Annotated in this window: 12 protein-coding genes and 3 pseudogenes; 11 read left to right on the top strand and 4 right to left on the bottom strand. The window is 71.0% G+C overall.

Annotation, left to right across the window (positions count from 1 at the left end; genetic code table 11):
• Nucleotides 1-37 precede the first annotated feature (37 nt).
• Together DRB96_RS40505 and DRB96_RS40510 are read right to left on the bottom strand one after the other, a co-directional pair.
• Nucleotides 38-706 carry a class I SAM-dependent methyltransferase gene (locus tag DRB96_RS40505; protein ID WP_112452849.1) on the bottom strand — a complete coding sequence of 223 codons (669 nt, stop codon included), beginning with the start codon at nucleotides 704-706 and terminating at the stop codon, nucleotides 38-40.
• A gap of 254 nt (nucleotides 707-960) precedes the next feature.
• Entirely contained in the window at nucleotides 961-1,743 is a 783-nt protein-coding gene (locus tag DRB96_RS40510; RefSeq protein WP_112452850.1) for an IclR family transcriptional regulator, read from the bottom strand.
• Between the two features lie 158 nt (nucleotides 1,744-1,901).
• On the opposite strand from DRB96_RS40510, the gene DRB96_RS40515 reads away from it, so the two are divergent.
• From DRB96_RS40515 to DRB96_RS40570, 10 genes and pseudogenes are all read left to right on the top strand, one after another.
• On the top strand, nucleotides 1,902-3,425 hold the full coding sequence (locus DRB96_RS40515; RefSeq protein WP_112452851.1) for an aldehyde dehydrogenase (NADP(+)): 1,524 nt from the start codon (nucleotides 1,902-1,904) through the stop codon (nucleotides 3,423-3,425).
• Nucleotides 3,426-3,666: 241 nt separating this feature from the next.
• Nucleotides 3,667-3,888 carry a hypothetical protein gene (locus DRB96_RS40520; RefSeq protein WP_112452852.1) on the top strand — a complete coding sequence of 74 codons (222 nt, stop codon included), beginning with the start codon at nucleotides 3,667-3,669 and terminating at the stop codon, nucleotides 3,886-3,888.
• A gap of 126 nt (nucleotides 3,889-4,014) precedes the next feature.
• Complete coding sequence (locus DRB96_RS43500; RefSeq protein WP_239517906.1) at nucleotides 4,015-5,139, top strand: alpha/beta hydrolase fold domain-containing protein; 1,125 nt, start codon at nucleotides 4,015-4,017, stop codon at nucleotides 5,137-5,139.
• A gap of 396 nt (nucleotides 5,140-5,535) precedes the next feature.
• Nucleotides 5,536-6,810, top strand: coding sequence for a glycoside hydrolase family 16 protein (locus tag DRB96_RS40530; protein ID WP_112452853.1), 1,275 nt, complete (start codon nucleotides 5,536-5,538; stop codon nucleotides 6,808-6,810).
• Nucleotides 6,807-8,212: pseudogene (locus tag DRB96_RS40535) on the top strand (ricin-type beta-trefoil lectin domain protein). The gene DRB96_RS40530 and the pseudogene DRB96_RS40535 overlap by 4 nt, the downstream one beginning before the upstream one ends.
• Before the next feature lie 463 nt (nucleotides 8,213-8,675).
• Nucleotides 8,676-8,957: an acylphosphatase gene (locus tag DRB96_RS40545; RefSeq protein WP_112452854.1), complete on the top strand. Its 282-nt coding sequence runs from the start codon at nucleotides 8,676-8,678 to the stop codon at nucleotides 8,955-8,957.
• 358 nt (nucleotides 8,958-9,315) lie between these two features.
• Nucleotides 9,316-9,531, top strand: coding sequence for a hypothetical protein (locus tag DRB96_RS40550; RefSeq protein WP_030227372.1), 216 nt, complete (start codon nucleotides 9,316-9,318; stop codon nucleotides 9,529-9,531).
• 266 nt (nucleotides 9,532-9,797) lie between these two features.
• Nucleotides 9,798-11,552: pseudogene (locus DRB96_RS40555) on the top strand (AAA family ATPase); the annotation flags it as partial.
• Nucleotides 11,553-12,790: 1,238 nt separating this feature from the next.
• The gene (locus DRB96_RS40565) at nucleotides 12,791-13,558 is read left to right on the top strand and encodes a transposase (protein WP_112452856.1); all 768 of its coding nucleotides are present in this window, start codon (nucleotides 12,791-12,793) and stop codon (nucleotides 13,556-13,558) included.
• 386 nt (nucleotides 13,559-13,944) lie between these two features.
• On the top strand, nucleotides 13,945-14,235 hold the full coding sequence (locus tag DRB96_RS40570) for a hypothetical protein (RefSeq protein ID WP_162689151.1): 291 nt from the start codon (nucleotides 13,945-13,947) through the stop codon (nucleotides 14,233-14,235).
• On the opposite strand, the gene DRB96_RS40575 is transcribed toward DRB96_RS40570, so the two are convergent.
• Entirely contained in the window at nucleotides 14,232-14,546 is a 315-nt protein-coding gene (locus tag DRB96_RS40575) for a hypothetical protein (protein ID WP_112452858.1), read from the bottom strand. The genes DRB96_RS40570 and DRB96_RS40575 overlap by 4 nt on opposite strands.
• A 150-nt stretch (nucleotides 14,547-14,696) precedes the next feature.
• On the opposite strand from DRB96_RS40575, the pseudogene DRB96_RS40580 reads away from it, so the two are divergent.
• A pseudogene (locus DRB96_RS40580) lies at nucleotides 14,697-14,921 on the top strand (creatininase family protein); the annotation flags it as partial.
• A 6-nt stretch (nucleotides 14,922-14,927) separates the two neighbouring features.
• Here DRB96_RS40580 and DRB96_RS40585 read toward each other — a convergent pair.
• Complete coding sequence (locus DRB96_RS40585) at nucleotides 14,928-15,131, bottom strand: transposase (RefSeq protein ID WP_162688929.1); 204 nt, start codon at nucleotides 15,129-15,131, stop codon at nucleotides 14,928-14,930.
• Nucleotide 15,132: the final 1 nt, after the last annotated feature.

Below are 15,132 nucleotides of genomic sequence, written 5' to 3' on the forward strand. Positions count from 1 at the left end.
GGGAGGCCCGCCAGGGCCGACCGGTGCGAGGGGCGCGTCAAGAAGAGAGCCGCCGCACCTTCACCGCGTTGTCCGTACGGGTCCCGGGCCGGCCGTCAGGCTGGTTCTGGGCCCGTACGTGTTCCTCCGCCAGCAGCACCTCCCAGGCGCCGTCCGCCAGCTCCAGCTGCGCGACGACCTCGTCCGGGGTCGGGAAGGCCACCTCCGGGCGGTCCTCCTGCCAGGGGGCCCAGCCCGCGTGGCCGACGACGAGCAGGATCCCGCCGGGGGCCACGGCCGCGGCGGCCCGGCGCAGGACCCGCTCGCGGGGGAACTCCCCGAAGGTGTGCAGGAAGCACGCGGAGACCAGGTCGTACTCCCCGGCCGGGAAGGACTCCGCGAGGTCGTGCCGCTCCCACGCGGTGCGGTCCGCGACCCCGGCGTCGGCGGCGTGGGCCGCGGCCCGCTCCAGGGCGACCCCGGAGATGTCCGTGCCGGTGACGTGCCAGCCCGCGCGCGCCAGCCAGACGGCGTCGCCGCCCTCGCCGCAGCCGAGGTCCAGGGCGCGGCCCGGAGCGAGCGGCGCGGCTTCCCGGACCAGGACGGCGTTGGCGTCGCCGCTCCAGATCTTCTCGCTCTCGCGGTAGCGGGAGTCCCAGAACTCCTCGCCCGCGAACCCGGCGGCCTCGGGGAACTGGTGGTGGTGCTCGTGGTGCTCGTGCGCCATGGGGGCCTCTTCCGGTCGGTACGGGTGCCTGTGCCCGCGATGCTCCGCCCCCGCGGCCCTCCCCGCCAAACCCTGTTGCCGTTCCGGCAACCCGCCCTCAGGGAGCGGGAGCGGGAGCGGGGGCGGGTTGCCGGAACGGCAACAGGGTTTGGCGCCCCCTTGAAGGGGAGACCCCTCCCCCGCCCGGGGGAGGAACCGGAGCCTCCGCCGCGTCACATGCGCCCCGTCACATCGGCCGCGTCACATCCACCCCGTCACATCCGCCGCGTCACCACCGACAGCCGGTCCCGTGCCTCGAACAGCGCCGCCTTGATGGCCCGTTCGTGTCCCGGCGTCAGCCGCGCCACCGGCACCGAGCAGCTCACCGCGTCCCGGGCCGGCGTCCGGTACGGCACCGCCACGCCGAAGCACCGCAGTCCGAGCGTGTTCTCCTCTCGGTCCACCGCGTACCCCTGCTCCCGCACCAGCGCCAGCTCGTCCATGAGGCGGTCCCGGTCGGTGATGGTGTGCTCGGTGACGGCCTCCAGCCGCCGCGGGAGCAGCCGCCGCACCTCCTCGTCCGTGTGCGTGGCCAGCAGCGCCTTGCCGAGAGCCGTCGAGTGCACGGGCAGCCGCCGCCCGACGCGGGTGAAGGGCCGCAGGTAGTGCTGGGACTGCCGGGTGGCCAGGTAGACCACGCTCGTCCCGTCCATGCGGGCCAGGTGGATCGTCTCCGTCGTGCCGTCGGAGAGCCGGTCCAGCGTCGGCCGCGCCGCCGCGACGACCTCGTCGCCGTCGATGTACGAGCTGCCGACGAGCAGCGCCCGCACCCCGATGCCGTACCGCGTCCCCGTCGCGTCCGTCTCCACCCAGCCCAGGTTCACCAGCGTGCGCAGCAGCATGTAGAGGCTGGACTTGGGCAGGGAGAGGTCGCTTTGGATGTCGGCGAGGCTGTGCAGCCCCGGCCGCGCCGCGAAGTGCTCCAGCAACAGGACCGTGCGCACGGCCGACTTGACGGCCGCCGGCGCACCCGAGCCCCCCGACTCAGCTGTCGTCATTCGCCTTCGTGCCCCTTTGTCTCTTGTCAACCCGGAAGATCCGGAAATAGAGTCCGCGATGGATGTGATCATTCATCCACCGGAACGGCGTTCACCATACTGAACGCATCCGCGCGGGGCAGCACAGACGGCAGCACAGATCCAGGAGGCAGTTCGCCATGGCAGCAACACCAGTCTGGAGTGTGGACCCCCGCACCGGGAAGCAGCGCGAGCAGGTTGCGGTGGAGGCCACACCCCAGGAGGTGGACGGAGCCGTGCGCGCGGCCCACGCCGCCCGCGGCGCGCTCGCGGACGCGGTCACCCGCGCCGCCTTCCTGCGCGCCGCCGCCGACCTGCTCGACGGGGCCGCCGCCCACGTCGTCGAGGCCGCCGACGCCGAGACCGCGCTGGGCCCCGGCCGGCTCACCGGCGAGCTCGCCCGCACCACCGGCCAGCTGCGCGCCTTCGCCGACGCCGTCGACGAGGGCTCCTACCTCGACATCCGCATCGACCGCGCAGACCCCCTGGCCGCCCCGCCCCGCCCCGAACTGCGCCGCTACAAGGTGCCGCTGGGCGTGGTCGCGGTCTACGCCGCCTCCAACTTCCCCCTCGCCTTCTCCGTGCCCGGCGGCGACACCGCCAGCGCGCTGGCCGCCGGCTGCCCCGTCGTGGTCAAGGCACACCCCGACCACCCGGCCACCTCCGAACTGTGCGCTTCGCTGCTGCGCCGCGCGGCCGTGGCCACCGGACTGCCGGCCGACGTCGTCTCCGTGGTGCACGGGTTCGACTCGGGACTCGAGCTGATCCGCCACCCGCTGGTCACCGCGGCCGGGTTCACCGGTTCCATCCGCGGCGGGCGGGCCCTGTTCGACGCCGCCTCCACCCGGCCCGTCCCGATCCCCTTCCACGGGGAGCTGGGTTCCCTGAACCCGGTCGTGGTCACGCCGGCGGCAGCCGTCGAGCGCGCCGAGGAGATCGGCGGCGGCCTCGCGGGCTCGGTCACGCTCGGCGTCGGCCAGTTCTGCGTCAAGCCGGGCCTGGTCCTCGTACCCGAGGGCGCGGCCGGCGACCGGCTCGCCGGGGCGCTGACCAAGGCGCTCGGGGAGACCGAGCCGGGCGTGCTGCTCGACCACCGGATGCGGGAGAACTTCGTCGCCGGCGTCCGCGAACGCGCCGCGCTGCCCGGGGTCGAGGCACCCGTCACACCCGGCTCCGGCGGCGAGCACACCGTCGGCGCGGGCTACCTCAGCGTCCCGGCGCGGACCCTGCTGGAGGGCGGCCCCTACGAGCTGCTCCTGGAGGAGTGCTTCGGCCCCGTCACCGTGCTCGCGCGGTACGCCGGCCAGGACGAGGCCGCCGCCGTGCTCGGCCTGCTCCCCGGGAACCTCACCGCGACCCTGCAGCTGTCGGCCGCCGAGGCCGACGGCGGCGAGGGGCCCGCGGCGGAGCTGGTCTCCCAGGTGACGGCGCTGGCCGGGCGGGTCGTGGTGAACGGCTGGCCGACCGGTGTGGCCGTGGCCCCGGCCCAGCACCACGGCGGCCCCTACCCGGCGGCGACCTCCCACTCCACCTCGGTCGGCGGCACCGCGATCGAGCGCTGGCTGCGTCCGGTGGCCTACCAGTCGGTGCCGGACGCCCTGCTCCCGCCGGAGCTGCGCGAGGCCAACCCGCTGGGCCTCCCGCGCCGGGTCACCGGAGCCTGAGGACCACCGTCCGTCCGCCCGACCGGGCGGACGGTCACGCGTTCACCCGGACGGGCGGGCGGCTGCCGGACAGACGGCCGCCCGCCCGCCCGTTTCAGGCCGTCACGCGTTCAGGACCCGGGCCTACTCCGCTCTCCTGCGGCTCCCGCAGGGCCGGGGCGACATGAGACCGCACCCCGGGCCTCTCGACGCCCCCGTTAATGCGTTGCCGCCCCCGCCCCGGGGGCGGCAGGCTGCGCGCATGCCGAAACCACACGGATTCTCGTACGAACAGCTGGGCGACCACACGGTCGCCATCACCCACCGGGGCCGGTCCGCGACCACCCTGCGGGGCAGCCGCGCCGACAAGTTCCTGGCCGAGGTCGAGGCCGGCGACGCGCAGCTGGTGATGGCCCGGTGGACGGGCGCCTACAAGTTCGGCAACGAGCGGATGGCCAAGAACCACCCCCGAAACCGGGGCTGAGCGGCCCGGATCCCACCCGCGCCCCGCCCGGATCGAGCCCGTACCCCGTTCGGCCCCGGCCCGAAATCTCCCGCCAAGGCAAGGGAACGGCAAAGCCGCCTCGGTCGTTCTCCCGGCATGACCGCTATGACCCCTGGTTCCAACCTGCCGCTCAACACCGTCCGGGTGACGGTTGACGTGGCTGCCCCGGTGCGGCTCGACGTGTCCGGGCTCCTCCTCGCCGGCGACGGCAAGGTGCGCTCCGACGCCGATTTCATCTTCTTCAACCAGCCGACCGGTCCCGGCGTCAACTACCGCTCCGGCGGCGGTACGGCGCCGGACTCGATCACGGTGGACACCGGCTCGGTGCCGCCCGGCATCGAGCGGATCGTGATCACCGCCAGTCCGGACGCGGCGGGTCAGACCTTCCAGGGCATCGAGCCCACCGCCACCGTGCGTGACGCCGCCAGCGGAGCGGTGATCGCCAGCTTCACCCCGCCGCAGCTCGGCGCGGAGACCGCACTGGTGGTCGTCGAGGTCTACCAGCGCGGCGGCGTGTGGAAGGTCCGCGCGGTCGGCCAGGGCTACTCGAACGGCCTCGCCGGCATCGCGACGGACTTCGGGGTCTCGGTGGAGGAGGAGGCTGCTCCGGCGGCCGCCGCACCCGCCCCCGTCGCCCATGTTTATAAGAGCCCGGAGCACCCCTTCCCCGCCCCCTACGATGACTGCCTCGCCGCCGCCCGCCACATCGCGGACCACATCGAGGACTACGGCGGACGCCTGGACCGTCTCGCCGTCGCGGGGGACAGCGCCGGAGGCAATCTGGCCGCCGCCGTGGCGCTCGCCTTCCGCGACGAAGGGCGGCCGCTCGCGGCCCAGCTCCTCGTCTACCCCTGTCTCGACTTCACCGGTGACCACCCCTCCCGCACCGAGAACGCCACCGGCTACCTCCTGCGGACCCAGGACGTCCTGGACCTCCAACACCTCTACGCAGGCGACGACCCCACCGTCCGCGGCTCCTCCCACGTGTCCCCGCTGCGCGCCGGCAGCTTCACCGGCCTTGCCCCCGCCATCATCGGCACCGCCCAGTACGACCCGCTGCGCGACGAGGGCAACGCCTACGCCGAGGCGCTCGGGAACGCCGGAGTGAGGGTCTTCGCCCGCACCTACGAAGGACTGGTCCACACCTTCCTCAACCTCTTCCCGATCTCCCCCGCGGCGGACGCCGCTGTAACCGAGCTCTACGCCCAGCTCAAGAAGCGGCTCGCCTGACCCGTAGCTCAACCGTCTCGCCGGAAGCCTCCGCGGCCGTTTCGTGTGGGCCGCCGGTACGGCGATCCGAGGTTGGCGGTCCCCGTCGAGCGGGACACCTTCACTCGGAACGTGCAGTTCCCGTAGAGGGCGCAGTTCTGGTTGCGCCCCGTGGCGATGGCGCGACGACTGGATGCCCTGATGCGGCTGCGTTCATGAATGTGGTCCATACCAAGCCCTTGACAGGGTTTTCGGTCACTACTTAAATCACTTCGTGATGAAAGGGCCCGCCGGGCTCGACTTCTCGCCCCCAATCCCTGCCGGTGCAGCGATCATTCGGGTTCGCATGCACCCCCATCGTTGTCATATGCATGCCATGGGGCGATATATCCGCCATGCTCCCTGGAAGGGAGAGTCATGCACCCCCCACACTTATCCCGACGACTGCTGCTGTCTCTCGTCTCGGTCCTCACCCTCGCGTCACTGTCCACCGGACTTGCGCAGGGTGCGCCCGCGCCAGCGGCGCGGCCACCCGCGACTGCGGCCGCAGCAGTGGCTGCTGTCACCTTCTCCGACGATTTCGACGGACCGGCGGGCTCCGCCGTAGACGGCGGGAAGTGGCAGATCGAGACGGGCGACAACGTCAACAACCACGAGCGGCAGTACTACACGGCGGGCAACCGCAACGCCGCCCTTGATGGCCAGGGCCACCTGGCCATCACCGCCCGCCGTGAGAACCCGGCCAACCACCAGTGTTGGTACGGAAGATGTGAGTACACCTCCGCACGGCTGAACACAGCCGGCAAGTTCACCACGACGTACGGCCGGGTCGAGGCCCGGATGAAGATCCCGCGCGGACAGGGCATGTGGCCCGCGTTCTGGATGCTGGGCAGCGACATCGGCCAGGTTGGCTGGCCCAACTCCGGTGAGATCGACGTCATGGAGAACGTGGGCTTCGAGCCGTCCACTGTCCACGGCACCCTGCACGGTCCCGGGTACTCCGGCACCGGCGGAATCGGCGCCGGGTACGCCCTGCCCGGTGGTCAGGCGTTCGCCGACGCCTTCCACACCTTCGCCGTCGACTGGAGCCCCAACGCGATCACCTGGTCCGTCGACGGCACCGTATACCAGCGCCGCACCCCCGCCGACCTCGGCGGAAAGCAATGGGTCTTCAACAAGCCCTTCTTCCTCATCCTCAACCTGGCGGTCGGCGGCTACTGGCCCGGAGACCCCAACGGCAGCACGGTCTTCCCCCAGCAGCTCCTGGTCGACTACGTACGGGTCAGCACCGACAGCGGTCAGCCGGGCGGCGGCGGTCCCATCACCGGAACCGGCGGCAAGTGCGTGGACGTCGCGGGCGCGGGTACCACCAACGGCACCCCCGTACAGCTCTACGACTGCAACGCCAGCGCCGCCCAGCGCTGGAGCGTGGGCACCGACGGCACCATCCGCGCGCTCGGGAAGTGCCTGGACGTGGCCTCGGGAGGTACGGCCGACGGTACGTCGGTCCAGTTGTGGGAGTGCAACGGTTCCGCCGCCCAGCGGTGGGCCGTCCCCGGCGCTCAGGACCTCGTCAACCCGCAGGCGAACAAGTGCCTGGACGCCTCGGGCGGCAGCTCGGCCAACGGCACCCGATTGCAGATATGGACCTGCACCGGGGCCGCCCATCAGAAGTGGACGGTGACCCGATGACCACGAGACTCCTGCGCGGGCCCACCGTGCGCGGTGTGTTGGGCACAGCGGCGGCGGCCGCCCTCGTCACCGGCCTGAGCGGCAGCCCCGCGATCGGCGCGGCAGCGGCGACCGGCCAGGTCACCGGTCTCGGCGGCAAATGGGTCGACGTCGCCGGGGCGAGCAGCGCCAACGGTGCCGCCGTACAGCTCTACGACTGCAACGGCACCACCGCACAGCAGTGGAACGTCGTCGGCGACGGCACGATCCGCGCGCTCGGCAAGTGCCTGGACGTGGCATCGGGCGCACCGCCAACGGAAGCCGGATCCAGCTGTGGGACTGCAACGGCACCGCCGCCCAGCAGTGGTCGGCCACCGCGGCCCGCGACATCGTCAACCCGCAGGCGGACAAGTGCCTGGACGCGACGGGCAACAGTTCGGCCAACGGCACCCGGCTGCAGATCTGGAGCTGCACCGGCGCCGCCAACCAGAAGTGGACGGCGCCGGGCGGGGGCGGTACCCCGGCACCCGGACCGGGGGCCATGGCCGTGGCGCCGTACCTCTACAACGGCTGGGGGAGCCCGCCGAGCCCCACCGCCGTGACGAACGCAACCGGCGTCAAGTGGTTCACGCTCGCCTTCGTCCTCAGCAACGGCTACTGCAACCCGCAGTGGGACGGCAGCCGGCCGCTGACCGGAGGCGTCGACCAGCAGACGGTCAACACCGTGCGGACGAACGGCGGCGACGTCATCCCGTCCTTCGGCGGCTGGAGCGGCAACAAACTGGAGAGCTCCTGCGGCAGCGCGGGCGAGCTTGCCGCGGCATACCAGAAGGTCATCAACGCGTACGGGCTGAAGGCCATCGACATCGACATCGAGGCGGCGGCGTACGACAGCCCGACCGTCCAGCAGCGCACGGTCGACGCGCTGAAGACCGTCAAGGCCAACAACCCCGGCATCAAGGTGTACGTCACCTTCGGCACCGGCCAGAACGGCCCCGACAGCAGCTTGATCAACAAGGCCGCCGCATCCGGGCTGACCGTGGACAGCTGGACGATCATGCCGTTCAACTTCGGTGGCGCCGGCCAGAACATGGGCCAGCTCACCGTCCGCGCGGCCGAGGGCCTCAAGAACGCGGTCAAGAACGCCTACGGGTACTCGGACGACCTTGCCTACCGCCACACCGGCATCTCCTCGATGCACGGCATCACCGACAACGGCGAGACGGTGACCGTCGACGACTTCCGCACCATTCTCGGCTACGCCCAACAGCGTCACCTCGCGCGGCTGACCTTCTGGTCGGTCAACCGTGACCGGCCCTGCACCGGCGGCGGAGCCGACACCTGCTCGGGCGTTTCCCAGCAGCCGTGGGACTTCACCCGCGTCTTCGCCCAGTACGACGGCCCGCCTCTTATACACCTCTGACGCTGCCGACGAGACGGGGACTGCGAGGGGGAGGCCGAACCGCTGCCCGGGCCGGCGGACGCGCGGCCGGAGAGGTTGGCGAGGCCGCCCTGCTGCTGGGGCGAGTTGTCGGGACTCGGCGAGGCCTCGGCCTTGGCCTCGGTCTTCGTACCGGACCCCGCGCCCGCGACCCCTACATAGGGGAACGAGGAGCCGACCGGGACGAGGCCCGTGGTGACGGCCGCGGTGCTGAGGACGACGGCCGCGCATGCGCCGAGGAGGCCGCCCCGCACGGCGGTGCGGCGCTTCGCGCCGGGGCGGGGGGCGGCTTGGAGTCGGTGGCGTCCCATCTCGGCTTGCCTTCCTCGCAGTTCAAGATCAACCTCTACTCACCCGAACGGGTGAGCTCATTGGTGCGCGACTGTACGCCATGGCGCCAGGGGGCGGCGTGTGCCGAAAACGTTTGCCCAGTTAGCGTTCAGGCATGAACGAAGACGTGCGGATGACCGCCTGGGTGCGCGGTCGTGTACAGGGAGTGGGCTTCCGCTGGTTCACCAGGGCGAATGCTCTGGAGATCGGCGGACTGGCGGGATTCGCCCTCAACCTCGACGACGGCCGAGTGCAGGTGGTGGCCGAAGGTCAACGTGAGAATTGCCACCGGCTCCTGCAGTGGCTGCACGGAACCGACACGCCCGGGCGGGTGGACGGGGTGACAGAGATCTGGGGCACACCGCGCGGTGGCTACGACGGGTTCGCGATCCGGTGACCGATCGACTGATCATGTACTGAACAGATCGCCGGATGGTCCGCACGCGGTCGGATCTGCGCATTCATCGCCGAGACGTTGCCGACCCGGAGGATCCGTGGAAGGCTCGGGAGCGAGGATGATCTCCACGCCCCTTGCGAGGGCCGGGATGCCCGCCGATACGGGGTGTGATCGTGTTGACCGTCAAACTTTTTGGTGAGACGCTGGAAGCCCCGCGCACCTGAGCTGTTTGGCAGTGGTGGCAGTAGCCATAGAACGCGCGCAGTGACTGACAGTCGCTGCCGGACATCCGCGGGTGCGATTCCCTCACGACCCACACCGCTTTCGGTCGGTCACTCAGTGTGGAGGACCATCCATCATGGCAAAGGCGCTTCTCGGTTACGTCGGCGGTTCCGACCCGCGACTCCTCGCCGAGATGCGACGGCTTCAGCAGCGCGTCCAGGACCTCGAGTCCGAGCTCGGACGAATTCAGTCCGAGAACGACGCACTGAACGCGGCCGCCGCACAGCACGGAGACTCGCTGCTTGACAGCATCGACCTCGACGTACCCCAGGCGGAGCCTGCGCTCACCTGATCCGCGCTCCCTAGTCGCTCGACAACCCAGAATGATCTGCAAGGGACGCTTCGGCGTCCCTTCTTTCTTTCCGGATCTCTCTTCGGTCGGGTCTCTCCTCCCGGTGCGCGCTCGTGGCGCCCGGGGGCCCTTCCCTCTTCGTCCCCGCGCGCCCGCGGGCGGCCGCGCGGCGGCGTTGCGCCAGGTGGGGGGCCGATTCCTTTAACGTCTGATGTGCCCTGCACCTTCATGGGCGAAACCGAACGTGAAAGGTAGAGTCCGGCGGCGTGCATCTCAAGTCCCTGACCCTGCGTGGCTTCAAATCCTTCGCCTCCGCCACCACCCTGCGTTTCGAGCCGGGCATCACCTGTGTCGTGGGCCCCAACGGCTCCGGCAAGTCCAATGTGGTGGACGCGCTCTCCTGGGTCATGGGCGAACAAGGGGCCAAGTCCCTGCGCGGCGGGAAGATGGAAGACGTCATCTTCGCCGGCACCACCGGCCGCCCGCCGCTCGGGCGCGCCGAGGTCTCGCTGACCATCGACAACTCCGATGGCGCGCTGCCCATCGACTACGCCGAAGTCACCATCACGCGGATCATGTTCCGCGGCGGCAGCAGCGAGTACCAGATCAACGGGGACACCTGCCGGCTCCTCGACATCCAGGAGCTGCTCTCCGACTCGGGCATCGGCCGCGAGATGCACGTCATCGTCGGCCAGGGCCAGCTGGATTCCGTACTGCACGCCGATCCGATGGGCCGCCGCGCCTTCATCGAGGAAGCGGCCGGAGTGCTCAAGCACCGCAAACGCAAAGAGAAGGCGCTGCGCAAACTCGACGCGATGCAGGCCAATCTCGCCCGCGTGCAGGACCTGGGCGACGAGCTGCGCCGTCAGCTCAAGCCGCTCGGGCGGCAGGCGGCGGTGGCCCGCCGGGCGGCCGTGATCCAGGCCGATCTGCGCGACGCGCGGCTGCGGCTGCTGGCCGACGACCTCGTGGCGCTCAAGGGCGCGCTCGACGCGGAGGTCGCGGACGAGGCGGCCCTGAAGGAGCGCAAGGAGGCGGCCGAGGCGCAGCTCGCGGCGGCGGCGGGGCGGGAAGCGGAACTGGAGGAAGCCGTACGGGAACTCGCGCCGCGGCTCCAGCGCGCTCAGCAGACCTGGTACGAGCTCTCGCAGCTGGCCGAGCGGGTGCGGGGGACCGCTTCCCTGGCGGACGCACGGGTCACGTCGGCCTCGGCGGCGCCCGAGGAGGAGCGGCGCGGCCGCGACCCGGAGGACATGGAGAAGGAGGCCGCGCGGATCCGCGAGCAGGAAGCGGAACTGACGGCCGCGCTGGAGGCCTCCTCGCGGGCGCTGGAGGACACCGTCGAGCACCGGGCCGAGCTGGAGAAGTCGCTGGCGGACGAGGAACGGCGGCTGCGGGACGCGGCCCGGGCCATCGCCGACCGGCGCGAGGGCCTGGCGCGGCTGACGGGGCGGCTGGGCGCGGCCCGCTCCCGGGCGGGCGCGGCGCAGGCGGAGATCGACCGGCTGGTGGCGGCGCGGGACGGGGCGGAGTCCCGGGCGGCGCTGGCGCGGGAGGAGTACGAGGCGTTGGCGCGGGAGGTGGGGGAGCCGGGGTCTTCGGCCGCGGACCCCGGCTCGGAACCGGTGCCGGCGTCCGGGCCCGCGTCCGTGTCCGTGTCCGTGGAAGACGAGTACGAGGCCGCGCGGGCGGCCCTGGCCGGGGCGGAGGCCGCACTGGGCGCGGCCCGGGACGCGCTGGCGGCGGCGGAACGCTCACGTGCGGCGGTGTCGGCGCGCCGGGACGCCCTGGCGATGGGGCTGCGCCGCAAGGACGGCACGGCCGCCCTGCTCGCGGCGCGGCTGGAAGGGCTGTTGGGCCCCGCCGCGCAGCGGCTGTCGGTGGCCCCGGGGTACGAGGCGGCGGTCGCGGCGGCGCTCGGCGCGGCGGCGGACGCGGTGGCCGTCGCATCGGCCTCGGCGGCGGCGCGCGCCATCCGCCACCTGCGCTCCGAAGACGCGGGGCGGGCCACGTTCCTGATCACCCCTCCGGTGGGCGGCGCCGCCGTGCCCGGACAGGGCGGGGCTCCGGCCGGCGCCGGGCCGGTGCCCGCCGTGCCGCACCCGGCCCCCTCCCCGGACGCCGAACAGGCGGCCGTGCCGTGTGCGGCCTCCGCCCCGGCCCGGGCCCCCCGCGCGAAACTGCGGGGGCGCCTGCGCAGCGGCGGCCGGCTGGTGGCCGTACGGGCGGTCGCCTTCGGCATCGGCGTCTACGTGTCGAAGCCCTCCGTCGACGAGGAGGCGGCCGGCAAGCCCTTCGTCCAGCCGGCCAACACCGCCGGCAAGGACGGGATCGTGATCCCGTACGGCAAGGCGGACGCGAAACTCGCCGCCGAAACCCGCAGATTCTTCCACAGACGCCAGCGTCAACCACACATCGTCCGCGGCTACTTCGGCGGCCCGCACGTCCGCTACGTCCTGAACGAGAACCCTTTGAGTTTCTGATCAATAGATGCCCTCAGCCACCGGTTGACCGGGTGTGCCCACCGGCCTCCCCCTGCCCGCGCTCCCGCCGCGAACTACAGGTCAGGCCTGCGCGCTGCGGTGCCTCTTCCCCATCTCCGCCGCGTACGACTTCGTGGACGACCCTCCGCTCCACTCTCCGCATGCGCACGCAGCCAGGTACCGCAATCGGCCAGTGCACCCCGCGGTCAGCGGGGCCCCTCCCCGCGTGTGCTCGTGAGCCGGCGGGCATACCGTTCCGTCCCCGTGCAGTCCGGTGACCTTGATCCTGTGTAGCGGCATGAAGCCCCCCGTTGAACAGTCGAGATTTGCAACCTCTGACCTGCGGCTCTCCGTCAGACCACTACGTTGACATGGGTTACCGAGTGATCTCCACTCATCGGACCGGGCTGCCGGTCTGCCACCAGCGAACTCTGTATGCGCAGCAGGCCGGGTCTGCGTCTACGGCCACGAGAACCAGCAGTTCGTCCTGAGTTAGGCGGGCGAAGTCCCGAGTTGCGCGCCGAACCGTGACGCCCAGCACCTGAGCCGAGTGGCGCGGCGTGACAGCCGGGTGCGATGCCACATAGACCAGAATGGCTCGGTCACGCCGGTACGTATCCCGGAGCAGACTTTCAGCGAAGAGCGCGGCCGCGCACACGCAGAGCGAAAGCGAGACAGCGACGACTGCATAGTCATGGCACACCTGCCCAAAGACGGCAGAGACTGCACCTAAGGGTTGTCCCGTAACTGCTGGTCACGGGTGAGATGATCTTGGTGTGGCTGGTGTGATCACGGCGTCGGAGCCGTCCTGGATAGCCCCGTTCACCGGGCTGAGCCCGCGCTGTTTCGGGAAGCTGGTGACCGTGCTGCGGCGTGAGGGTGCGGACGCGGTCCGCAAGGGCCGGCCGTGGAGCCTTCCGCTGGAGGACCGGGCACTGCTGGTCGCGGCGTACTGGCGGACGAACTTGACGATGCGCCAGCTGGCCCCGCTGTTCGGGGTGTCCAAGTCGGCCGCGGACCGCATCATCGCCCACCTCGGGCCGATGCTTGCGCTCCAGCCCCGCAAGCGGTTCGCCAAGGACACCGTGCTCATCGTGGACGGCACCCTGGTGCCCACCCGCGACCACACCATCGCGGCGCAGTCGAAGAACTACCGGTACTCCACCAACCACCAGATCGTCATCGACGCCGACACCTGCCTGGTCGTCGTGGTCGGCCGGCCGCTTGCCGGAAACCGCAACGACTGCAAGGCCTGGGAGGAATCCGGTGCCAAAGCCGCCGTCGGCAAGACACTCACGATCGCCGACGGTGGCTATCCCGGCACCGGACTCCTCATGCCGCACCGCCGCCGCAAGGGCGAAGAACTGGCCGACTGGAAGCGGGATCACAACAAGTCCCACAAGCAGGTCCGTGCACGCGTCGAGCACGTCTTCGCCCGTATGAAGACCTGGAAGATCCTCCGCGACTACCGCCTCAAAGGCGACGGCGTCCACCACGCCATGCTCGGCATCGCCCGACTGCACAACCTCGCCCTCGCCGGATAGGCAAGCGGCTCGTACATCGAACGGCCACGTCCAGGAAGACCCAAAGATCATTTACGGGACAGCCCTTAGGGCAGCTCTCGGCCGCAGCACATGGCCGGGCTACGGCAGCACGCGAGATGCTCGCCTCCATCGGGGCCAATGCAGAGAGCCGCAGCGGCTACCTCGCCGCGTATCCGGCGCTTCAGGCCCGCAGCCAGGCCTGCGACGTGGCCTACCTCCGAGCCTCCAACCGCCTTCTTCGCCGGGCTGCATCGGGTCGGCGTCCGCCGGCTCGACTTCCTCGACCGTGGCTCGTTGGTCCAGCGGGCCCGTCCTGGTGGGTCGAGATGATCCGGTGTTCCGGCGCCGTATGGCGGAGCATCCCCGAGGCGGCGCCGGAGTTCGCGTTGGGGATGCCGCTCAATCACCCGGCCGTCGCTGGCGTCACTGCCGGGGCGGAACAGTTGGGTGCGAGCTGCCGGGCCAAAGATGTCCGGGGCTCGTCGGCCCTGTACGAAATCACGAGGCCGGTCGGACCCGGTGGCCGCCCAGCATCAGCCGGCGTCCGCATCCGCCCCGGCAAACAGGAAGAGACCCGTCAGCTTCACACCGAGCGGCACAAGGTCTGGGAGCGCGCCCGCGCCTACGGCGACGCGACCCAGGTCCTGATGGCCGAATGGCGCCACACCAACACCTAGTGGTCCGTCTTCGGGGCGCCCTGCTCCGCGAACGCAGCGGCAGTCAGCACACGGCGCAGCACGTCGGGCCCATCGTCGCCTAGACCAGACTTATTCGCCGCGTACGTGAGCAGCTGGTTGAAGCCGTGCGTTCCGTACCCTTCAAACCACTGATCCAGGGTGAGTTCGCCGCCGAAATTGGCGCGATAGTCATCCCTGTCGCGCTGCTGGACAGCTGCGATTACCTCCACCGCGTGCTGGATCGCGGCTGGGGAAACCCCATGCAGTTCAGCCTCCGCGCGCAGCTGCTCCTCGCGGGCAGACTGGTCCATGGCCGTCTCCTCGGTGTCGCGTATCTCCCGAAGCGAGACTCATTGAGATCCCAGGAATGTGTACAGCCTTCCATACCTGGCCGCAAGGTAGCGCCATCGAGGCGGGTCTCAGGGTGTGGGTCATACTGTCGCAGAACTCCTGGTACGCCTGTGAACCTGCTGCCGACCGCCACGAGCACAGACGTTCCAGGCCCCAGCAGCCATGCGTCGCCGTGCTCCCCGTCGGCTCCTTCGAGCAGCACGGCCGCCATCTCCCGCTGATCACCGACACGGCGATCGCCTGCATCCATCGGCCAGGAGATCGCTGACACCTACCCGGTCCGCCTGCTCCCGCCGATCACGATGTCGTGCAGCCACGAGCACGCCGCGTTCCCGGCGCCGTCACCGGTCCCGTGGGACCTCGACGGTGACCGGCCCGGCCTCGGTCAGCACCGTCTTGGGCCGGCAGCCATTGCGGGCGTTGCCACCACTGCGAGCGGGTTTCCCGGGTTCGGTCGTGGCGGCCAGATGCTCGTCCATCTCCGCGTCCAGGGCGTCCTGCAGCAGGTGCTTCGTGAGCTGTTGCAGCAGCCCGCCCTCGCCCAAC

The sequence above is a fragment of the Streptomyces sp. ICC1 genome, assembly GCF_003287935.1.
Taxonomy (GTDB): domain Bacteria; phylum Actinomycetota; class Actinomycetes; order Streptomycetales; family Streptomycetaceae; genus Streptomyces; species Streptomyces tritrimontium.